Here is a 20,844-nt window from a genome sequence, read left to right on the forward strand (position 1 = left end):
CACCCTCGCTGCCAGGACGCGCTCGCAGGCGCCCAAGCCGGAGACATCACGCGCGACGCGTGGGAGCAGCGGTCATGACGGAGATCACTTCGAAGGCGTCGAAGACGCCGACCGGGCCGCTTCCGATCATTCCGTCGCCGGCTGAGCCCCCGTTCGAGGACACCGAGACCACGCTGCGGGTCTCGATGCGGAACTTCCGCAACCGGCTCGCTGGTAAGCCGCCTGAGCCCCGCCACCCGCATGCCACGAAGCGGAGTGCCGCCGAACAGGCCCTGCTGACGTCACAGCCGCACGACGGGCCGCGCGAGCCCTACCGGGCGGAGCTGCGCTGGGAGCGGGACTACGCCCGGGCGGTGGTCTTCGCGGACATGGCCGCGTGCCTGGCGGGAACCGGGGTCGCGTACCTGATCCGCTTCGGCGGCATCGTCCACTTCGGCCAGACACCGGCGACCAACCGGCCCTACCTGATCACCTCGCTGCTGCTGCCGATCGCCTGGGTGATCACGATGGCCCTGAACCGGGCCTACGAGCACCGGTTCCTCGAAATCGGGTCCGAGGAGTTCCGCCGCGTCCTCAACGCCGCCGTCCGCCTGGTCGCGGTCGTGGCCCTCGTCTCCTATGCGACGAAGGCCGAGGTCGCCCGCGGCTATCTGGCGGTGCTCTTCCCCACCGCTCTCGTGCTGACTCTCATGGGCCGCGTCGTCGTGCGGGAGCGGCTGCACCGCCTGCGCAGATCCGGCCAGGCCCAGCACCGGGTGGTCGTCGTCGGCTCCGGCGAGACCGCGGCGCACCTGATCAGGACCGCGAAGCGCGACCCGGGCGCCGGTTGGAACGTCGTCGGCGTCGTCCTGGACCGGGCTCCCGGGATGCACAGCTCGGACCGGCCGGACCGGGCCGGCTTCGACCTCGCCGGCGTACCGATCATCGGCACCTCCGACAACCTGGAGAACGCGATCCGGTCCGCCCACGCGACGGCGGTGGCGATCGGCCCACAGCTTGGCGGCGAACAGCTGCAACGCGTGCTGTGGAAACTGGAGGGGTCCGACGTCGACGTGCTCGTCTCCTCGGCGATCACCGACGTGACCGGGCCACGTATCCACCTGCGGCCCGTCGCCGGCCTGCCACTGCTGCACATCGAGGAGCCCGAGCTCACCGGCTCCCGAAGGCTGATGAAGGCCGCCCTCGACCGCGGCCTCGCGCTCAGCGTCATCCTGCTCGCCTCGCCGCTGTTCCTGAGTCTGGCCCTCGCGGTCCGGCTCACCAGCCGCGGCCCGGCGATCTTCAAGCAGGTCCGGGTGGGCAAGGGCGGCACCGAGTTCACGATGTTCAAGTTCCGCTCGATGTACACCGACGCGGAAGCCAGGCTCGTCGAGCTCCAGGCCAGCAACGAGGGCGCCGGGCTCCTGTTCAAGATGAAGGAGGACCCCCGGGTCACTCCGGTGGGCCGGTTCCTGCGCAAGTGGTCGCTCGACGAGCTGCCCCAGCTGTTCAACGTGCTGATCGGCACCATGTCGCTGGTCGGACCACGGCCGCCGCTGCCGCGTGAGGTGGCCGCCTACGAGCGGGACGTGCACCGCCGGCTCATGGTCAGGCCCGGGCTCACCGGTCTATGGCAGGTCAGCGGGCGCTCGGACCTCGACTGGGACGAGGCCGTGCGGCTGGACCTGCGCTACGTCGAGAACTGGTCGCTGGCGCTGGACCTGATCATCCTGTGGCGGACCTTGTTCGCGGTTCTCAAGCGCGAAGGCGCGTACTGACCCGCCAGCTTGGACAGCGCTGCCCCAGAGCCGAACCACGGCCCTCCGCGGCCCGCCATGCGCGGCGCTGCTGGAGGTCCCGGCCAGCCAGCAGACCTCCCGCTCCCATGTCCGCTATGTCCGGGAGACACGCCGCGCGGTCCCGTACACGACACAGGACGTGCCTCCTCGTGACTGCGACGCGACGGCCGAGCGGGGGCTGGGCAGCTACGCTCCGACACCATGCAGCTGCGTGCGCCCGCTTCGGCGCGGGCTCGTCGCCTCGTCGTGCTGGGCGTCATCAGCCTCTTCGTGACTATCGCGACCTTGCTCACCGCCTGTCAGCCCCCGACGGTGGCGAACGCCGCCACCGGGTCGTCGACGCGGAAGCCGCTGACCCGCGACCAGCCGCTGACGATCGTCGCCCTCGGCGACTCGTACTCCTCGGGCGAGGGCAACGCGCCGTTCGACACTGACGCGGCGACCTGTCACCGCAGCGCCGGCGCGTGGCCCAGGTTGCTCGGCCAGCAGCTGACCGGCTCGACGGTCAAGCTGCTCGCCTGTTCCGGTGCCAAGACGTACTCGCTGACGAGCGCCTTCCACGGACAGGCGGCCCAGATCACCGCGCTGAAGTCGCTGCTGACCGCAGGGGTCCATCCGGACGTAGTGACGATCACGATCGGCGGCAACGACGCGGGCTTCGGGCCGACCATTGCCAGTTGCGTGGTGTGGCGCTGCTTCTGGACTGGCCATGACAACAACAGCGTGCAGTTCGTCGAGAACCAGCTACCCGGCCTGTTGCAGACCGCCTACCAGGGCGTGAAGGCCGCGGCCCCGAACGCGCGGATCCTCGTCGTCGGATATCCGGACATCTTCCCGAGCCGCAGCGACAACACCTGCAAGTGGATGGACAGCACCGAGCGAGTCCAGCTCGTCGGGCTGAACGACGACCTCGACCGAGTAGCCAAGCGGGCCGCAGGGAAGGCCGGCGTCGAGTTCGTCTCGACCGCCAACACGCTCAACGGCCATCGGCTGTGCACCACCGACTCCTGGCTCTACCCGGTGGAACTGCTCGGCGCGGGCACCACGGCCAGCGCTCACCCGAACGCCCAGGGCGAGCAGGCGATAGCGGACGCCGTCTACGGCTACCTCTTCAAGGGCAAGTAACCCAGGAGCTACGTGTAGTAGCTCCGCCGACGAACCTGCGTCGCACTGGTCTGTCGTCGTCGAGCCAAACCATGATCAACCCGTCCAACCTGCCGGGTTGTCGCCCGGATGTGACGTGGGTCCCGTTGTCTGTTCGGCCTCGTTGCGATTTCGGTTCGCGTCAACCGTGCGTGACATCGTGAGGTGTGTCCCGAAGCCTGGTCCGGCTCCCGCGGCAGCTCCGTCCGGTCGCACCCGAGCCGATCGGTCCCGCCATCGCCGACGGACCGGTGCGACGCGGGTTCCCAAGGCGCGCGCTCCTACGCACGGTGGCCGCGCTGGCAGTCCTCTTCTTGATGTTCATCGCCGCGACCCTGGCGATCATTGTCTTCCCGCCCACCGACCGTCCAGCACGCGCAAATGCGATCTTGATGTTGGGCGGAGACGGCGACCGCCGCGACCGCGCGCTGGAACTGGCCCGCGCGGGGTACGCGCCCGTACTGGCGCTCTCCACACCGAGCACGCACGACTGCCCAACCGTCCCGAACGTCAAGGTGATCTGTTTCCGACCGGACCCGTTCACGACCCAGGGCGAGGCTCGGGAGGCCGGCCGGCTCGCGGCGCAATACGGCTGGACGCGCATGATCTTCGTAACGGACCGTTCTCAGAACGTCCGAGCCAGGCTGCGCATCGCCCGCTGCTACGACGGCAAGAAGATCATGGTGAGCGTCGACCCGCCGGTCCGCGACTGGCCTTACCTCATCGCCTATCAGTGGAGTGCGATGTTCAAGGCCCTGGTCTGGCAACGAGGCTGCTGACCCGGACGTAGCCGAGTCTTCAACGAGCGGCCATTGAGCCGATACCCCCGCTAGTGTCCGCTCCGGCAAGGTTCGCCCGTCCTGGCATCCCCTGATCGCCGTTTCGGCCCTCTTGTGGTCGTTGCCGGGACTGTTTCGTAGCCACCAGAGGGCGAAAACGGCGATCAAGGCGACGGGCGCGGACCTCGGAGGTCACAGCACTAGCTATCGATGACGCACCTCGCCCGACCAGAACCCAGTCAGGCCGTGGTCGTGGTCCGGGCAGGTCAGCCAAGGGTCGGCACGTAGTGCTCGACGAACACCGCGACGACCGTCGGCCACTGGGTGAGGCCGAGCTTCTCCTGGGGCGGGATGTCCTTGTCCGCCATGAGGTCGCGGTGCTCGTACACGGCGAGCGGGGTGGCCGTCCTCTTGTCGACGTCGATGGGGAAGGAACCCATCCCGTAGAAGGTCGCCTTGTCCTCGATGGACGAGTCGGGGAACGTGGCGAGGTATTTCGGCTTCCGTCCCCGGAAGCCGGGCGGCGGCGAGGCGGCGTCCTTCGGGATGCCGGCCCGGCGCACGTCGCCCTTCTGTACCGACGTCCACCAGTCGCCGATGGTGGGGCCGTGGTCGACAAGCGTCCAGGTGACGGGCGCGCGCTCCAGCCTGGGCGCCTTCTCGTTGACCCATTCGGCCCTGGTCAGCGGTTCGAGGCCGCGGGCCCGAGTGTCCGTCGCCTCGGCTTCGATCCGGTACGGCAGCGGGAACACGAACGCCTCAGGGCCGCTCCAGTCCGACGGCCACAGCGCCTCGGCGACCGGGCGGTCCTGAATGATCGTCCGCTGTTTTTCCGGCACCGCGAGGTACATCGAGTGGAAGTCGGTGCGGTGTAGAAGCTGGAACATGTCCTTCGGCGAGTCTGAACCGACCTTCACCAGTGCGCGCTCGGGCGGCGCCTCCAGACCGCGTACCCGCGCCGACGCCGCCCGGACGTCGGGGCGGTCGCTGAAGTCGAAGATGCCCTTGCTCTCCGTCGGGTGGAACCCCGTCAGGTCATCGCCGGAGACGAACGACAGCGGTGCGCGGGTGGCCCGGACCAGGAACAGGTGGCACGCGGTCAGGAAACCGTAGAGTTCGGCGGCCCCCGCGTTCTCAGCCTCCTGACAGGCGGGAATCGCGGTGCTCAGGTACTCGAAGAACCCGCTCTCCTCCTGGGCGACCTGGGAATGCGATTCGCTGTGCCCGGCGGTCCGGTCCCACACGGTGGACAGCAGCTTGCCTATTCCGGTCAGCGGCACGCCGAGGGTGCCCTGCGCCTGCGCGCCGAAAGTCTCGTCGTAGATCAGGATGGCGCAGTCCGCCTGCCAGACGCCGCCGGCGAGCTCGCCGCCCTTCTTGAAGACCCGGACGCCGCCGGAGGCCGGCCTGGTATCCAGGATCGCCTGGGCGAGCCCGGTGAGGGCGCTCACGGCCGCATTCGCGCCCTTGACGTCCTCGACGGCCGGGGTGACGAACTCCAGGTCCGCGCTCGCGCCCGGCCGGCGGGACTCGTCGCCCTCCAGCGTCGCCTTGGTGAGCGTGTGTCGCCAGGCAACCTGACGCTCGGCCACTCCGACGACGAACGGCCCCTTCACGAACGCATTGGCCGTCTGATACTCGAACCCGAACATGGCCGCGATCCCCCGCCCCCGGACGCCCCCCGCCCGCCAGGCGAACACGATAGCGGCCCAGGCGACCACCATTCGTGACATCACCGCAATGAACCGAAACGTCCGACCGGTCCCTCAGCCGCACCACAGGCGAGGAGGCTCGAGACCCGACGGCCACAGCGGTGGCCCACACTGCTACATCGCTGCTCCAGCGCCCACTGGACCACGTATTGGAGGAGGAGCAGCCGCGATGACCAGCGAATCAGCACGCAAGCGGCGAGCGGCGATCCGGGCCGCCTGGAGGCGCCCGGGCCGACGGCGACCAGCCCGTCCACGATCTCGACGCCCGCGCACCGCTCCTCCGACCAGGATTCGCACTGCTCCGCCTTGACCTGCGCAGTACAACACTGGTCACCTCGACACTGTCTGGTCATGCAGTACAGTTACGAGACGTCGAGCGCTGGCTGGGCACGCGCGACGCGCGGGATGCGACATCGAGAGGGGTGCGACATGATGAAGGGAGCTGACGTGGGCGAGTTGGCAACCCGAGTCGTGGAGGAGGCATCCGTGGCGACCAGTGGAGAACCCGTCGTGCCTTCTCCCGAGGAGGCATCCGCCACTGTCCCGTTGGCCGACGTCCTGACGCCTGACGACAGCTCGGAGAGCCGGAGGCCCCTGCCGTACCGCCTGGTTGGCGGCCGGCACGAGGCGGAACTGCCCGAGCCGGTTGTCGAAGTTCTGCGACAGGTGGCCTCGGCGATGGCGGCGGGGCGAGCGGTATCCGTCGTCATTCTGGACGGCGAACTCACGGTCCGCGAGGCCGCCGAGTTGCTGGGCGTCCCACGCGCCGAAATGCTCAGACTTCTGGACATCGGCGAGATCCCGTTCACCCGACCGCGGTCGGGCCGCCGGGTTCGGCTGGACGGCCTGCTGGCCTACAAGGAAAGGCTCGGGCACCGCCGACGTGAACTGCTGGACGAGATGACGGCCGATGCCACAGCGGAAGGCACCTACGGCATCTCGTCCGAGGACTGGGCGAACGGCGCGGCATGAGAATCGGCCGTATAGCTCGCGAACGGGCGCGAACGACACATTCCTGGCCGTGATCGTCGCCGTACTGGACGCGAACGTCCTCATCCCCAACGCGTTATGTGATCTTCTTTTGCGCCTCGCCGAGGAGCAGGTGTTCGTCCCGCGCTGGTCGGCTCACATCCTCGACGAGGTCGCCAGGAACCTGCCCGCCCAGTCCAGATCGGCGGCGGAACGACGGATCAGGTACATGACCGAGGCGTTCCACGGTGCCGCGGTCAGCGGTTACGAGCACCTCATCCCGACGATGGCCAACGACGTGAAGGACCGGCATGTTCTGGCCGCCGCAGTCGCCGGAGACGCGGATTTGATCGTTACGTGTGACCTGAAGGACTTCCCCAGCGAGTCCTGCGAGAAGTACGCGGTGGAAATCGAACATCCCGACGCCTTCCTGTTGGGCGTACTCGACCGCGATCAGACCCTGGTACTCGGCGTCCTACATGACCAGGCCGCGAGCACGGGCCGCCGCGGTCCCCGCCTCTCCGTGCCGGACGTCCTCCAGTACGTCGCGCGTGCCGGGGCGCGTCGGTTCGCCGACGAGATTGGGGCGATGCTGCCAGCGAACCTCCGCGTCGAGGCGCTTGCCGGCTCGGTCCTGACAGCGCGGATTGAGGCGAGAGACCCGGCACAGGCTGGTTGATCGCCACCTCGTGCCGGCCGATCGGCGCGGCTGATCTCGGTCGTCAACCACCCGATCCGTAGGCCGCCCGGCGGAATATCAGGCTGGCAGGGTAGTCGCCCGCGGCGGCCCGGAAGAGTTTCCGCCTGCCGTCAATCGCGCGCCCGTTCCGCAGTTGCTCCCCGACCTCGCTCCACCAGTCCCGCGCGTTCCCGCCGGCTCCGAAGACGGGGAGGAGGGTCGAGGGGAGACTGGCCTGCCTCAGCAGTGCCCCGACCGCCGAAGCGGACTGGTACGCCTTGGCCAGTGCCTTGATCTCGTCGTCGGACAGTCCCTCGGCCTCGCCGTCCCGGGCCGGCGGATTCCCCGATGCAGGCCGACCGCCGGCCGGCGCGACACCTCCGTCCGCCGGCCGGGAATCACCCGCCCGCGCATTGTCGCCCACGGCGACGTTTCCCCCATTGGCACTGATGTTGCCAAACGAGTATTTCGACGCTTCAGACACCGTTCAGCTCCCTGTTGTCCCGTCTTTCGGCTTGTCCGGACCCGCGGGCCCGCCGGGCCGTCGCCCGCCCGACGGGCTGTTGTTGCCGCCGGCGCCGGGCGGCCGCTCCCGCCCGTCCCCGGCCCGGCTGTTCGTCCCGATCGCGACGTTGTCGCCGACGACATCGCCGAACAGGTAGCTGGTGATGTTGTTGACGACGGTCCGCCGGCGGTCGGTCAGGTCGGAGGTATCGACGCCGCGGGCGTCGAGGAACTCCTCCAGGGCGCGGAGCAGCTGGTCCTGCAGGCGGGCGACCTGGCCCTGCTCGTCGATGCGTGAGTTGTAATACCGGTGTTCCTCGCGGGCGACGATCTCCCGCAGCGAGTACGCGAGCCCATAGTCGAAGCGGCGCAGCCGGCGAATGGAGCGGGCGTCCCGCGCGGACTGCCGCTGGTGGCGCAGTTCCTTGACAAGCTCGCCCACGCATCGGCGCGGGCTGCCGAGAAGGCTGCCCAGGGTCTGCCGGGAGGCGGCGCGCACGATGTCCCAGGCTCTCTCGCGGGCACCGGCCAGACCGGCGACGTCACCGAGCCAGGACTCGTCGACCGGCAGCAGGCCGTGCGCGGACACCTCGATCATCAACAGGTTCGCGCTGAGCTCCGCCCGGACGAACATGGTGACGACCAGCTCGCCGTCCCAGCCGGTCAGCTGGAGGCAGAGGTACGCGCGTCTTTTGGGCTGCGGGTGGTAGAGCGCCGCGAGCAGCCGGTCGTGGGGCAGCTCGGTGACCGACGGGTGGGCCCGCTCGGGGACCAGATCGAGATATCCGCCGACGGCCATGCCATCGACGTAGAGCCGGTGGCCACACCAGAGGCCCGGAATCTTGACGCTCGCGGCCGACGTCCGTAGGAAACGGTGCAGCGCGGTGACGTCGATCGGCTCGGGGGTCGCGCGCTCGCCGTCGCCGCTTTCCTTGCCGCGAGTGACGTCCACGACGATGGGAAAGCCACCGAGCCGGTCCCCGGAACCAACGAATGGATCTTTCTTTCGCTTGTTTCCGTAAATGATGACATTCGCCGCCCCAGTGTCGCGGGCGCGGTCCAGGATCCACCCCGGCAGCGGCCGGGCCAGGTCGAACGGGTTTTTGGTCCGGTCGAGCAGGGCCGCCGCCTTTCCCGCGCCGATCGACAGGTCGGCGACGACGGTAAGCCAGGCGACGACGAGGCCGCCGGCGAGCACCAGCAGGTCCGCCCAGGGCATCGACGCGCCGCCCCGGACGAGAAGGACCGCGACACCCGCCACAACGGCGAGCAGTACGACCAGCGCCAACGCGCCCTTTTCCGAGCTGATCTGCCGCCACAGCAGCCCGAGCACCCGCCGGACAGTGACCGGCTTGTCGCCCCGCCAGCGCCGTAACGCCGCCCGCCCGACGACCACGGCGCCGACGACGAGAACGGCTGAGACGAGTGTGACGCCGGCGCCGAACCGCAGGTCCAGATCAACCAGCACGTCGGTGGGAGGTCCGACGAGCAGAAGCAGAAGGACGCCGTCCCGGGTACGGCGGCGTCGGCGAGAGGCCAGGGCGTGCTGCAGCACCGCGGGCAGGTTCACCGAGTAGCACGGCGCCCAGGCCCGGTGCCGTTCCCGAACGGTCCGCGAGAGCACCAGGTCGGTCAGCGGGTTCGAGAGGTGGACCGCGGCACACAGGGACCGGGTCGGCGGGCTGTCAATCGCGTCGCCGTAATCGTCTGCCGCGAGCAGGCCAGTGGCGGTCGGCTGATCGGCCTCCGGTTCACGGAATGGTGGGTCGACGGCCGTCGGACCGCCAGCTCGGCGAGATGGGTTCCAGAGCGCCATGGTTACCCCCGTATCCAGGTCGCGCAGGCCCAGAAGGCCGGCCTGACGATGGAAGACCCGGCGATGGCGCTTCTAGGCGCGCCGCCAGCGGTGCCGGGTGGGGGCCGGTCCATGAACCTGGCCGAAGTGTAGGGCCCGTCGTACGGCTGGATCCCACTCTTTTCCTATATTCAGTTGGATAGAAGTTGACACACCCGAGCGATCTGGTTGTCCGTTCAGATGGGCGGTGACGGACCGGGGGCCGCACAGATCGGTCGGTGAGGCGGCGTTTCGAGCTGCCGGCCCCCGGCGCACCTCGCCCTTGTGCACCGACGTCGCCTTCGGGCGGATCAGGGGCCGGGCTTTCCGCCGCGCACGACATGCAGGACGACGATGTGGGCGCGGACCGGGTCCGGCTCGACCACGACCTCCGTCGCCCAGCAGGCGACGGCGAGCAGGTGGCGCGCGTCTTCGAGGTCGTCGAAGCTGATGCCCGGCGGGCACCAGAGCACCACCCGCTCGCCGTAGGGGCGGGCCGAGGTCCACAACACGGCCGGCAGCTTGCCGTCGCGCGAGTGAACCCAGGCGTTCCTGCACCCGACGCGCACGCGATGCTGCACCATGACGACCCATGCCCGGTCGGCGGCCCATGCTCGAAGCCGCGGTGTCACCGCCGCGAACGCGGCCGTCCCGAGAATGATCGCGAGCGTCCACCAGGGCCCCACCGCGGTAAGCAGGCCCACTACGACGGCGCCGCACCCGATGATGGCGATGGTCTCGTAGCGCCAGCGCCACGCGATCGTCAGCAGGTTCGGCCGAGGCAGCGTGGTCAGGGCCCGTCGCAAGGTGTCAAGAACGTCCCGCTCGGCGGGACCGCTCGGCCGGGACATCAGCGCTCACCTCCCGTCCCACTCGCCGGGCGCGCCCGAGGGACTGGTGCGCGTCGCGCGTTCCCGTCGAGATGGCTTTCGGACCGGAGGAAGTCGTCGCCGATGGCGGTGTTGGTGCGCGGCGTACCACCGGTGGTGTCGCGGCTGGCTGGACGGGCGGCGGATCGGAGGGTGTCGAAGCGAGGGTCCCGGTACGTCCGGGACAGGCCGCCGCGGCCCGTGGTTACCTGCCACCCCCGCTCCTCGGCGATGCGCGCGTCCGAGGCGTGTAGGCGCTCCCCGGCGCGCGCAAGGACGCGCTGGAAATGGGCTCGAAGGGCTCGTCGGACGGTGGTAACGTTCCACATGGTGCATCCCTGGTTCACGTCACTTGGTTCATGTCAACGGTGTGAGCACAGTTGGAGTGAGCACAGTTGGACCAGCACCAAGCCGGCGGTGTTCGAGCACCAGTCGGCAAGGCGCATGAATCGGCCAATGACCGATTCACCTGCCGCGGGAGCGCTGCGTGGCCTGCCAGGGCGGCGCGGCGCTTTCGTCTCCGGGCAGACGCCCCGGACAGTGCGGTGCGTTTCCCGATAGGCCGCTCCTCCCATGCCTCAGGCGTCCTGAGGGGCGGTCGCGGCCGGCTCCGCCGCCGCCGGCCGCGTGGTCCCGATGTTGACCACACGGCGTCGGAACGTTGGACCCGCCTGCTTTCCTTCACCACCCCGTGGCTATAGAGTCGCCCATGCCTGTACCGTTGGCAAGTACCAATCGGTCGATACCAATCGATCCGTACCAACAGTCTGTGCCGATGCGCCGATGCCACTCGAGGGTTGCCAGGTGGGTGTTCCATGGTAGTTGAGCCTGATCCGCTGGAGCCACGAGGCGAGGCAGGGGAGCGGCGCGGCCGGGCCGTGGTCAGCTCGACCGTGCGGCGGCGTCAGCTCGGTCTGCGGCTGCGGGAACTCCGTCAGCAGCGCGGGATGACCGCCGAGGAGGTGGCCGGCGAGCTTCTCGTCTCCACCGCCAAGGTGACCCGGATGGAGACCGGCGCCCGCGGGGTGAACCTCCGCGACGTCCGCGACCTGTGCGCCCTGTACGGCGTGGAGGACAGCGAGCGGGAACACCTGATGGCACTGGCCCGCGACAGCAAGGAACGGTCCTGGTGGCAGCAGTACGACCTGCCGTTCTCGTCCTATAGCGGGCTGTGGAACCGGCTTTACGTCGGCCTGGAGGAGTCCGCGACGAACATCTCGGACTATCATTCGAGCGTCGTCCACGGACTGCTGCAGACCGAGGACTATGTTCGGGCAATCACCGAAGGCAGTCTTCCCGACGCGACTGAACAGCTCGTCGAGGAGCAGGTGAAAACCAGGCTCACCCGGCAGAAAATCCTCGACCGCGCGCGGCCGCCCAGACTGTGGGTGGTGATGGACGAGGCCGTTCTGCACCGAGTGGTCGGCGGCCCGGCCGTGATGAAGGCCCAGATCGAGTCTCTTGTCGAGCTGGCCAACAGGCCGAACATCACGATACAGCTGATTACTTTCGGCGCCGGCGCTCACCTGGGCATGGACAGCAACTTCACGATCCTCCAGGGCGACGACCCGCCCTGGGAGGTCATCTACGTGGAGGGCCTCGCCGGTCAGCAGTACCTGGAGAGTCCTTCTGATCTTGGTCGCTACAAGCAGATCTTCGATCATCTCCGCGCCATCGCGCTGGGCCCGAAGGACTCCGTCCGCAAGGCGGCAGAAATCGCCGCTTCGTACGCACCTTGACAAATAATCCTCCAGTAAAGAAGGAAGAAATGTCCGTCACTGATGCCGAGCGGTCTTCCCTGGTCTGGTTCAAGGCCGCGAGCAGTTCACACAACGGCGCGTGCGTACAGGTCGCCTCGCTGCCCGATGGTGTGGCTGTCCGGGACTCAAAGGACCCGGAGGGCCCTGTTCTCGTCTACACCCCCGCCGAATGGAGAGCTTTCCTCGACGGCGCGAAGCTGGGCGAGTTCGACCGTTTCGGGGCCTGATCCCGAACCAGCCTGATTCCGAGCTTGGATGCGCCGACCGAAGGGGCTTTCGGTCGCGGACTGTCCGAACGGTGCCAGCCAACCGACCTGCCCGATCGGTCACCGTCAGCCATGCCCATGGCAGATCTTCCGGGACGGTACCGGATTCGGTCGGCGCATCCAGGCCGTACAGCCCTCCCGGCACCCGTCACGCCGTCCGGCGCTCCGCCATCCAGAGGCCGGCGACGGCGACGCCTGGTGACGCCTCTCGATGCCTCGTCAGACGGTTGCGCGGCGGTCGCCGCGGTGAACGATGCCTCAACAGTTCTTCGCATTGGGCTCCAGCGCCCCTCCTCGGTAACTACAGTTAACATAGGGACCGGATGGCATGTGCCGAAAGGCCCTTGCCGACCACGGGTTGCCAGGCGGCCCCGGCCAGACCTTCCCGGTGTGCGCCCGTGCACCGGGGGATGGTTCCCCGGGCATCCCGCGGTCTTACCTGTCGAGGAGGAAGACATGCCCGGTGACGTTGACTATCACGCCCTCGGCTGGCGGAAGGCGACAGCCAGCGCGCACAACGGCGCCTGCGTCGAGGTCGCGCCCCTACCGGGAAACGTGGCTGTCCGGGACTCCAAGGACCCCGACGGGCCCGTCCTCGTCTTCACGCCCGCCGAGTGGCACGCCTTCCTCGATGGCGCCAAGTCCGGCGAGTTCGACGACCTCGCCTAGAGAACCGCTACGCGGTCGCTCCCGCGGCCGAGCCGGGCCCAGCTGAGTCTGCCCGTCGTCTTGATCGGCGATTTCGCCCTCGGGTGGCTACGAAACAGGCCCGAGCACGACCATCGCAGGGCCGAAACAGCGATCACGAGACTCCGGGCCAGGAGCCGGCGAGCTCCGGGGCAGGGCACTTGCTACTGCTCTGGCCCTGACCCGTCAGAAGTCACGCTGGACGGCCACAGGCTCGGTGTGATCGTCGGGCCGAGAGGCGCGCACCCAGCGGACATCGTGTCGTTGATGTAGTTCGGGGAGACCTGGAAGTCGGCGAAGTCGGCGTACTGGTTGGTGGGGCTTGCCCAGGTGGTATCGCCGCCGCCGAAGAAGGTCGAGAAGAACAGGCCGTCGATCTGGAGCGTCCTGCTGTCCCGGAACAGCAGGTTGTCGACCCGAAGGGCCTGCCGGCCGTCCATCCAGACCGTGATCGACCCGTCGGCCTGGCCCGGAGTGTTCAGATGAACCCGCTGCTGCATCGTCACCCACTGGCCCGGCGGAAAATTCCAGCTACCGGTGCCGATGTTGGTCCCGTGCACCTGCGAGGACGGTAGGTAGGCGTACACCTCGCCGGCTCCCCCAGCCCGCCACATGTAGCGGGTGGACAGGCCGTTCGAGCCGTCCGGGATGTTGCCGCCTGCCACGTGGTCGCCGCCGAACAGGCCGGGCAGTTTCCCGCCTTTGTTGAACTGGAAGCCGGCCGGGAACCGGACCCGGTAGCTCAGGTGCAGGATGTCGGTCGGTCCGGACTTCAGCAGCAGGTAGACCTGGGCCCCACCGGTCGGCGCGTCCTCGTTGCGGACCGAGAGCTGGCTGGCCGAGCCCGCCGGGTAACGGACCCGCAGGTACGTCGGCACGCACCGGTCGCCGCTGGAGACCAAATGCACCTTGTCCAGGTTGAACGAGCCACGGGAGCGCATGACCAGGTCGTCCCCGAAGAACCGGGACAGCGGCGAGGCCGGCGCGGTCGGCTCGTCGGCGCCGGAGGGCCCGGAGCGCGACGCCGTCGGCGCGGGCGTCGGCGCCGAGCCCCCATGGCTGCCTTGCGGCCGGCCGCCGGAGCAGGCGGCCAGCCCGGCGAGCGCGGGCAGCACGACCAGGGTCACGCCGCGGACCATCCGATCCCGAAGCGGACCGCGAGCCCGGGCCCTGGACCCGCGTCCCGCCGGCCGAGTCGCCTCGGTCATCGCAGGACGGCCCGCAGGGCTGGGCCGAGGAAGGGCGCCAGCAGCGTGGAGTACGTGCCGGTGAGATGGCTGTTGTCCGCGTAGACGACGGCGTTGCCGATGACCGGTGGGCACTGGTCGCGCACGCACAGCCAGGGCAGCGGGTCGATCAGCGTCGCGCCGCCGGCCAGTGCGCCGCTGTCCTCGATCTCGCGCTGCGGCTCGGCGATCTTCGACTTCTGGATGGTCACCATGCAGGACGTGACGTTCGACGGGTGGCTGGCCAGGCAGTCCGGCACCTGGAAGCCGGGGAACGGGGTGTCCTCCAGGAACGCGACCTTCGCGCCGGTCGCCCGCAGCGTGCGCACGAGGTCGGTCGTCGCGCCGGGCCCGGCGTCCTTCGCCTGGACCCGCGCCTCCGAGCCGATCACGACCAGGCTCGGGTGCAGAGCCGCGATTCGCGCGAACACGGCGTCCCGCCAGGCGTAGCACTCGGTGTAAACCCGCTTGAGCTCGTCCAGGTAGAAGTTCGGGTAGTACGGCGGCGGGCACCCGCCCTTGGTGTACGGGACGAGCCGCCAGTGCGACTCCTTCGCGATCGCGTCCAGCGCGTTGAACCACTGGTTGGCGTGCGAGTCGCCGAACAGCACGACCGTCGAGGACCCGTTCGGGTCACCGGCGACGCAGTCGATCGGCGTACTGGAGCTGATCGGCGTCCGGCACTTGTTCCCGCCGAGGTCGTCCCCGGCCTTCGCGAGGGACGGCTGCAGGCTTGTCGGCAGGGCGCGCAGCAGGGCCGACTGGGTGATCAGCGGCGTCAACGAGCTCGTGCCGACGCCCACGAACCGGGGCTGCGTCGTGATCCCGGCGGCCGTGGGCGCGATGGGGGCCGCGCCGGTCGCGTCCAGCGCCCGCAGTGGGCCATTGGAGCCCCCGCCGGGCACCGTGTCGACGGCGGAGACCAGCAACGCCAGGCCGGCGGCCGCCACGGCCAACGCCCCGCCGAGGCCCAGCCCGAGGGCCGGCCGGCGGACCAGCAGTGGCCGGGTCCTGACCGGGTTCTCCACCAGCAGGTAGGTGAGCCAGGCGAGCACCAGGGACAGCCCGAGCGCCGCCAGCTTCTCGCCGGTGTGGAACGGGCGGCCGGTGGCCTCGGGCCAAATCCGCAGCACCGGCCAGTGCCACAGGTACCAGGAGTAGCTGAGCCGGCCGACCAGCCGCATCGGCGCGCGCCCCAGCAGCAGCTCGGCCCCCTTCCGGGGCGCCGCGCAGCCACCCGCGACCACCAGCGCGGCCGCCCCGACGGGCAGCAGCGCGGCGATGCCCGGATAGGGCGTGCTGTCGCCGTAGGCGAAGGCGGCTGCGGCGATCCCGGCCAGGCCCAGCCAGGTGAGCTGGCTCGACAGCGCCCGTCCCATCCGCTCGAACGCGGGCGCCCACACGGCGACCAGCGCACCCAGCGCCAGTTCCCACGCACGGGTGTGACCGCCGAAATAGGCCCAGGGAGCCGACCGGGCCGTGACCACGACACTGAGCAGCAGAGAGCCGGCGACGATCGCGAGCAGCACGAGCCCCACCGGTCGGGTGCCGGGCGCGGGCCGGCCCGCGGCGACGTCGCCCTCGGGCGGGGCCGATCTGCGCCGCCGGGCCGTTACCGCGGTGGCGGCCAGCGTCACGAGCGTGAGCAGCAACGGCCAGACGAGGTAGAACTGCTCCTCCACCGCGAGCGACCAGTAGTGCTGCAGGGGCGACGGTGGCGCGGCGGACTGGAAGTAGTCGGTGCCGCCGTGGGCCAGCCTGAGGTTCACCGCCGAGAACGAGGAGTACACGGCGTCCCAGGCGATGTCCCGCACGCGCAGCGGCGAGAGCCACGCCCAGGACGCGAGCACCGTCGCCACGATCACCACCGCCGCCGCCGGCAGGATCCGGCGGGCCCGTCGGGCGTAGAAGCGGCGGAACGAGATCCGCCCCCGGGTCGCCCGCTCGCGCAGCAGCTGCTGAGTGATGAGGAACCCGGAGATCACGAAGAAGACGTCGACGCCGACGAAGCCGCCGGGGACGCCGAGATTCGAATGCCCCAGGACCACCAGCAGCACCGCGACGGCCCGCAGGCCCTCGATGTCCGGCCGGAACTCCCGGACCCGCCGGCCGGCGCCGGTACCAACCTCCGGCGCGACCTCGGCGCCGGCCATCTCGGCAGCAGCCGGCCCGCCGGCCGCCGCCGGGACTGGGCCGACGGCGACGTCCGGGGCGGGCTGGCTGGCCGCGCCGCGGCCAGCCCCCCGCTCCGTGACGTCCGCGCCGCGGGCCGGCGGGATGGATGGTGCGAACAGGCGGAGGTCCGCGGGCCTAGGCACCGATGGTCACCGCCGAGGGACGGCGCCCGCGGCCGACGGCGCGACCTCGGCGCCGGCGCAGCGTCCTGGTGAAACCGATCAGCAGCAGGATCGTCACCGGCGCCAGGGACCAGATCACGACGAGCACCCGTGGTCGCCAGGTGGTGCCGTTGCCGCTGACCTTGTTGCCCGCCAGCGAGATCCCCTGCGACGCGAGCTGGTTGCCGCGGATCTCGTTCCCGCGCAGGGTCACACCCTCATCCCCGTCGGCGCCGCGGACCATGACGCCGATCCGGTTGTCCGTGACCGTGTTGTTCGCCAGCACGTTGTTCGGCGACGAGGCGAGCACCAGCCCGTCGCCTCGGTTTCCGGTGACGGAGTTCCCGACGATGCGGTTACCGGTGCTCTGGGCGTCCATCATGATCCCGTTCAGGTGGTTGTCCCGAGCGACGTTGTTCTCGACGACGCTGTCGGTGACATTGTCCGAGAAGATGATCCCGTGCCGGCCGTTGTGCTCGCTGAGGTTCTGCCGGACCACTATCCGGGTCGAGTTGGAGTGCGGGTCGACGCCGTAGAGCGCGTTGTCGTGCAGCCAGTTGTTGGCGATCGTCACGTCGTGCGCGGCATCGGTGTAGGTCGCGATGAACGTGTGGTCGACCTCGCTGTTGGTGATGCTGCCGCTGGCACCGTCGGTCCAGGAGACGCCGTAGGAGCTGTTCCAGTCACGGCCGAGGGTGCTGAGGTGACTGTGGGAGATGATCAGCTGGGACCGGCTGGCGGCGACGATGAACGGCTGCCGCTGGTCGACCGCGCGCTGGCCGGGGTTCGGGCTCGGTGCGCTGGGTCGGATGCTCACCCCGTCGATCGCCAGCGTTCCGCTCTCGGCGCCGAGCAGGACACCGCGGCGGGACTCCAGCACCAGGCTCGTGACGGGCGCGTCGATCGTGAACATCGTCTGGCCGACGACGACCAGCGCGGCGTGCAGCACCGCATGGCCCTGCCCGTCGTACTCCAGCCAGTCCGGATCGTCGACGATCGACGCCAGCTGGGGTAGCCCGTTGACCGACGCCTGCTGGGGGAGGCTGCGGTGAACCTGGCCGCCGACCAGCAGGTCGACGCCGGCCGGGCTGATCGAGATCGCTCGGATCGACGGGTCCGGCCTGCTGGTCCTGGTGTCGATGGTGTTCGGCTGCAGGCCCCGCTCGACGTTGCTGATCGGGTCGTAGGACGGTGTGTAGGCATGCCGGTGGAAGAACTCGGACGTCGACGTGAGCGCCTGGTAGTGGCGCCCGACGGTCACACTCAGCACGGCAGCGGCGACCAGGGTCATCACCGTGACCAGCAGGTACACGCCGCGACCGCGGGTGCCGGCGGCGGTCGCCCTGGTGGCGCGCGTGGCCGCCCGACGGGCGCCGCCCGCGCTCGCAGCCCCACCGCCGACCTCGTCGGCCCGGCCTGACCGCTGGGTCGGGATCTCCGCCGTGTTCTCGTCGTCGCGGTCCTGGTCGTCACGGTCCTCGGCGTCGCGGGGCCGCCTGGTCGGCCCCGTCACGAGGCGGCCTCCCGGACGAGCGGCCGGCTGGACTCACGTTGCCCGCTGGTCGCTGCCGTCTTGGCGATCACCTCGAAGCTGCGCGGGTTGCCCATGTAGAGCGTCACGATCAGCGCGACGATGGTGAAGGTCGCGGTGACCGGGGACAGCACCACCGCCGCCGCCGTCTGTGTCACCCGGTTCCACCAGAACTGCGCGGTGGTCTGCTCAGCGGTGCGCAGACCGGCGTTCACCCAGCCGGACAGCGCGAAGTTCACCAGCCAGATCACCAGCGAGCACCAGAACAGGGAATGTGCCCAGCCGGGCAGGTCGATCGTGTGCGTGAGGATCAGCGCGACCGAGGTTCCGGAGGCGAAGAAGGTGAACAGGCTGAGGAAGTAGCGGATCGCGATCCGGATCGCGGCCCCCCTCGGCAGCACGTCCCGGTTGACGATCGCGTGGATGTTGCCCCACATCCACCGGCGGCGCTGCTTGAAGTAGGCCTGCCAGGTCCACGGCGAGGTCAGCTGGATGTACTCGTGGAAGAAGCCCCAGCGCAGCCCCTTCGCCGCCGCGTTGCAGCCGAAGGTGAGGTCCTCCGAGGCGAAGATCCGCCAGTTCCAGGTGACGGTCTCCTCGGTGTAGCCGGTGATCGTCAGGCCTTCGCCGTGCACGAACAGCGGCTTGCCGAAGATGCCCTGGAACGACGAGCAGTAAGTCATGCAGTTGTGGAACCGCAGGTCGTCGACGTGGCTGAGCAGGAAGTGGCTGAACGGCCGGACGCCGTAGCCGATCCGTGGCGCTGTCACGCCCTGGCAGATGTCGTAGTCGCCGGCGAAGGCGGTTTCCAGGTACTCCCAGGTCGGCGACGTGTCGTCGTCCAGGAATGTGATCTTCGTGTCACCCTGGTTGTAGCCGAGTTGCTGGCGGACCAGCCGGCTGTACTCGAGGGCCCGGGCCTTGTACTGGGCGACGCACTCGAACTCGACGGGCACCGTGACGACGCGGTCGGCGTCCGGGTAGACGTCGTCGTTGCCCGGCTCGTTCACCACCCAGATCTGGTAGTTCATCGTCATCGGGTAGTCGCGGATCTCGCGGATGATCTCGTTGACCCGGTCCTGCTCGCGGCCCACCGTCGTGATCTGGATGACGTAGCGGCTGAACAGGCCCGGGTTCTCCTTGAAACCGGCGTGGAACCACCACTCCCCGATCGCGAGGATGAACACCTCGATCAGCGGGCGAAGGAAGGCGACCAGGCCCAGCCACGGAAGCCAGTGCTTCATCGGCTGTCTCCCGGACGAGCCGGGCCGGCTGTCAGGCGGGTTGTCGGGCCGTAGGTGACGGGGGTCATCGCACCGGGCTTTCCGCTGCCCTGACGGCGACCCGGTCACCGTTCGGCTGCTCGGGAATCTCGATCCGCGGCGGACCGGCCGTCGCGGCGGGCACCAGCGCGGCGGGCACCGGGCCAGCCGAAGGGCTCCCGACGAGCCGGTCGTTCACCTCGACGACCGCGCGCAGCAGCGGCATCTCGATGTCGAGCGTGTCGGCGAACCCGAGGAAGGCCATGGTGTCCTTCGGCAGGCAGGCGCCGCCGTAGGGAGCGCCACCGCGGATCCCATAGGTGGGGTTGAACGACGCCTCGGCCGAGCGGGCCACCGTGTCGGCGATCTCGGCCAGGTCCAGGCCGGCCCGCTGCGCGACGGCGTGCATCTCGTTCCAGAACGAGATCTTGGTGGCGTTGAAGATGTTGTGCGCGCACTTGATGAACTCGGCGGTCATCGGCTCGGCAAAGACCCGAAGGTCGCCGCCGAAGGGGGTGAACAGCTCGACCAACCGCTCGCGGACGCGCCTGTTGCGGGCGCCGACGACGGTCATCCGGGGCCAGCGGAAGTCCGCGACGGCGGAGGCCGCGCGCAGGAACTCCGGGTTGCTCGCCAACAGGAAGCCCTCGTCCTGACGCAGCCCGGACTCACGTTCCAGAACCGGGCCGACGAGACCCTCCGTGGTCCCCGGCGTAACGGTCGAGCGGACGACGACGGTATGCACCGCGTCGGCCTCGCGCAGCGCCCGGCCGACCGACCTGGTGCCCTCCAGGAACGCGGTCAGGTCATAACGCGTGCCATCGTTCGGCGTCGGCAGCGTCAGAAAGATGTAAGCCGATTCCTCGGTGGCGAGGTCAATCCGGGCGCGAGCGTCCAGGCCCCGGGCGGTGAGGTCCTCGACGCGCTGGGGAGAGACGTCTACGAAGGTGACGCGGTGGCCGGCTTCTATGAATCCACGGCCGGTGGCCGTGCCGACGACACCGGACCCGATGATGAATATTCTCACTGGTTCACTCCTCGGACGCGCTTGTCCCGCGGCGCGCCGGTCGTCATGGGTGGCGCCAGGCCGGGCGGATGCTGCTGCTCGGGCAACGGCCAGCGGAGTGGTTTTGGCGGCCGAAGAACCGCGACCCCATCGCATGGCTGGTCGCCGGAATTTCCCGATTTGGCGCGCGCGGGTCACTCACTCGGATACGCCGCGCAGTCATGAGATTACATGGCTCGGAGCGGGATCGTCGGGATTCCGCTGGTAACAAGTCCGTGAATCACGAGGCAAAATCATCGCATTGTTCAGGTCGGCCGCCAAAAGACCATAAGGAAAAGATGGAACGCGGCGGGTAAATCTGATCCAAGTCGCCCGCCGATCACCTTCGCGGGCGAAAACATACGGAGTCCGGTTGCATCGGCGCACGCCGTCGCGAGAATTCGGCACTGTCAACAACGACATGCCAGCCCATCAGCATGGACACCGGTGGGACACGCCCTTCG

Annotated in this window: 17 protein-coding genes; 8 read left to right on the forward strand and 9 right to left on the reverse strand. The window is 69.3% G+C overall.

All coding sequences use genetic code 11. From position 1 onward, the window contains the following. The first annotated feature begins 74 nt into the window (after nucleotides 1-74). The 3 genes from I6A60_RS03540 to I6A60_RS41220 all read left to right on the forward strand — a co-directional run bounded on the left by I6A60_RS03540 (nucleotide 75) and on the right by I6A60_RS41220 (nucleotide 3,700). Nucleotides 75-1,757, forward strand: a complete 1,683-nt coding sequence (locus tag I6A60_RS03540; RefSeq protein WP_203022454.1) for a sugar transferase — start codon at nucleotides 75-77, stop codon at nucleotides 1,755-1,757. Between the two features lie 222 nt (nucleotides 1,758-1,979). Further along, nucleotides 1,980-2,903, forward strand: coding sequence for an SGNH/GDSL hydrolase family protein (locus I6A60_RS03545; RefSeq protein WP_203022455.1), 924 nt, complete (start codon nucleotides 1,980-1,982; stop codon nucleotides 2,901-2,903). Between the two features lie 308 nt (nucleotides 2,904-3,211). Continuing rightward, nucleotides 3,212-3,700 (forward strand): YdcF family protein, encoded by a 489-nt coding sequence (locus I6A60_RS41220; protein WP_307873505.1) that lies wholly within the window; start codon nucleotides 3,212-3,214, stop codon nucleotides 3,698-3,700. Nucleotides 3,701-3,966: 266 nt separating this feature from the next. Here I6A60_RS41220 and I6A60_RS03555 read toward each other — a convergent pair whose 3' ends face one another. Further along, nucleotides 3,967-5,352: a hypothetical protein gene (locus I6A60_RS03555; protein WP_203022457.1), complete on the reverse strand. Its 1,386-nt coding sequence runs from the start codon at nucleotides 5,350-5,352 to the stop codon at nucleotides 3,967-3,969. A 606-nt stretch (nucleotides 5,353-5,958) separates the two neighbouring features. Here I6A60_RS03555 and I6A60_RS03560 point away from each other — a divergent pair. Beyond that, a complete protein-coding gene (locus I6A60_RS03560; RefSeq protein ID WP_203022458.1) occupies nucleotides 5,959-6,384 on the forward strand; it encodes an excisionase family DNA-binding protein in 426 nt (141 codons plus the stop codon). 49 nt (nucleotides 6,385-6,433) lie between these two features. After that, the gene (locus tag I6A60_RS03565; RefSeq protein WP_203022459.1) at nucleotides 6,434-7,060 is read left to right on the forward strand and encodes a PIN domain-containing protein; all 627 of its coding nucleotides are present in this window, start codon (nucleotides 6,434-6,436) and stop codon (nucleotides 7,058-7,060) included. Nucleotides 7,061-7,103: 43 nt separating this feature from the next. On the opposite strand, the gene I6A60_RS43315 is transcribed toward I6A60_RS03565, so the two are convergent. The 3 genes from I6A60_RS43315 to I6A60_RS03580 all read right to left on the reverse strand — a co-directional run bounded on the left by I6A60_RS43315 (nucleotide 7,104) and on the right by I6A60_RS03580 (nucleotide 10,249). After that, nucleotides 7,104-7,544 carry an effector-associated domain EAD1-containing protein gene (locus I6A60_RS43315; protein ID WP_203022460.1) on the reverse strand — a complete coding sequence of 147 codons (441 nt, stop codon included), beginning with the start codon at nucleotides 7,542-7,544 and terminating at the stop codon, nucleotides 7,104-7,106. A gap of 3 nt (nucleotides 7,545-7,547) precedes the next feature. Further along, entirely contained in the window at nucleotides 7,548-9,380 is a 1,833-nt protein-coding gene (locus I6A60_RS03575; protein ID WP_203022461.1) for a hypothetical protein, read from the reverse strand. Between the two features lie 329 nt (nucleotides 9,381-9,709). After that, nucleotides 9,710-10,249, reverse strand: coding sequence for a hypothetical protein (locus I6A60_RS03580; RefSeq protein ID WP_203022462.1), 540 nt, complete (start codon nucleotides 10,247-10,249; stop codon nucleotides 9,710-9,712). An 833-nt stretch (nucleotides 10,250-11,082) separates the two neighbouring features. On the opposite strand from I6A60_RS03580, the gene I6A60_RS03585 reads away from it, so the two are divergent. From I6A60_RS03585 to I6A60_RS03595, 3 genes are all read left to right on the forward strand, one after another. Continuing rightward, nucleotides 11,083-12,006 (forward strand): helix-turn-helix transcriptional regulator, encoded by a 924-nt coding sequence (locus I6A60_RS03585; RefSeq protein WP_203022463.1) that lies wholly within the window; start codon nucleotides 11,083-11,085, stop codon nucleotides 12,004-12,006. 29 nt (nucleotides 12,007-12,035) lie between these two features. Further along, the gene (locus I6A60_RS03590) at nucleotides 12,036-12,254 is read left to right on the forward strand and encodes a DUF397 domain-containing protein (RefSeq protein ID WP_203022464.1); all 219 of its coding nucleotides are present in this window, start codon (nucleotides 12,036-12,038) and stop codon (nucleotides 12,252-12,254) included. A 495-nt stretch (nucleotides 12,255-12,749) separates the two neighbouring features. Next, nucleotides 12,750-12,962 carry a DUF397 domain-containing protein gene (locus I6A60_RS03595; protein ID WP_203022465.1) on the forward strand — a complete coding sequence of 71 codons (213 nt, stop codon included), beginning with the start codon at nucleotides 12,750-12,752 and terminating at the stop codon, nucleotides 12,960-12,962. 182 nt (nucleotides 12,963-13,144) lie between these two features. Here I6A60_RS03595 and I6A60_RS03600 read toward each other — a convergent pair whose 3' ends face one another. The 5 genes from I6A60_RS03600 to I6A60_RS03620 form a co-directional block, all read right to left on the reverse strand. Beyond that, the gene (locus tag I6A60_RS03600) at nucleotides 13,145-14,107 is read right to left on the reverse strand and encodes a polysaccharide lyase (RefSeq protein WP_307873506.1); all 963 of its coding nucleotides are present in this window, start codon (nucleotides 14,105-14,107) and stop codon (nucleotides 13,145-13,147) included. Nucleotides 14,108-14,184: 77 nt separating this feature from the next. Further along, complete coding sequence (locus I6A60_RS03605) at nucleotides 14,185-16,524, reverse strand: acyltransferase family protein (RefSeq protein WP_203022467.1); 2,340 nt, start codon at nucleotides 16,522-16,524, stop codon at nucleotides 14,185-14,187. Continuing rightward, the gene (locus I6A60_RS43320; protein WP_307873507.1) at nucleotides 16,517-18,055 is read right to left on the reverse strand and encodes a right-handed parallel beta-helix repeat-containing protein; all 1,539 of its coding nucleotides are present in this window, start codon (nucleotides 18,053-18,055) and stop codon (nucleotides 16,517-16,519) included. Before I6A60_RS43320 ends, I6A60_RS03605 begins: the two co-directional genes overlap by 8 nt. Next, on the reverse strand, nucleotides 18,052-19,317 hold the full coding sequence (locus tag I6A60_RS03615) for a glycosyltransferase family 2 protein (protein WP_203022468.1): 1,266 nt from the start codon (nucleotides 19,315-19,317) through the stop codon (nucleotides 18,052-18,054). The genes I6A60_RS43320 and I6A60_RS03615 overlap by 4 nt, the downstream gene beginning before the upstream one ends. 64 nt (nucleotides 19,318-19,381) lie before the next feature. After that, nucleotides 19,382-20,362 (reverse strand): NAD(P)-binding domain-containing protein, encoded by a 981-nt coding sequence (locus I6A60_RS03620; RefSeq protein WP_203022469.1) that lies wholly within the window; start codon nucleotides 20,360-20,362, stop codon nucleotides 19,382-19,384. Between the last annotated feature and the right edge of the window lie 482 nt (nucleotides 20,363-20,844).

It is taken from the genome of Frankia sp. AgB1.9 (assembly GCF_016786355.1).
Classification (GTDB): Bacteria; Actinomycetota; Actinomycetes; order Frankiales; family Frankiaceae; genus Pseudofrankia.

Coding starts and splice junctions, on each gene's coding strand:
- I6A60_RS03575 (WP_203022461.1), bottom strand. CDS start 9,380: ATGGCGCTCTGGAACCCATCTCGCCGAGCTGGCGGTCCGACGGCCGTC.
- I6A60_RS03580 (WP_203022462.1), bottom strand. CDS start 10,249: ATGTCCCGGCCGAGCGGTCCCGCCGAGCGGGACGTTCTTGACACCTTG.
- I6A60_RS03585 (WP_203022463.1), top strand. CDS start 11,083: ATGGTAGTTGAGCCTGATCCGCTGGAGCCACGAGGCGAGGCAGGGGAG.
- I6A60_RS03545 (WP_203022455.1), top strand. CDS start 1,980: ATGCAGCTGCGTGCGCCCGCTTCGGCGCGGGCTCGTCGCCTCGTCGTG.
- I6A60_RS03595 (WP_203022465.1), top strand. CDS start 12,750: ATGCCCGGTGACGTTGACTATCACGCCCTCGGCTGGCGGAAGGCGACA.
- I6A60_RS03590 (WP_203022464.1), top strand. CDS start 12,036: ATGTCCGTCACTGATGCCGAGCGGTCTTCCCTGGTCTGGTTCAAGGCC.
- I6A60_RS03615 (WP_203022468.1), bottom strand. CDS start 19,317: ATGAAGCACTGGCTTCCGTGGCTGGGCCTGGTCGCCTTCCTTCGCCCG.
- I6A60_RS03540 (WP_203022454.1), top strand. CDS start 75: ATGACGGAGATCACTTCGAAGGCGTCGAAGACGCCGACCGGGCCGCTT.
- I6A60_RS03555 (WP_203022457.1), bottom strand. CDS start 5,352: ATGTTCGGGTTCGAGTATCAGACGGCCAATGCGTTCGTGAAGGGGCCG.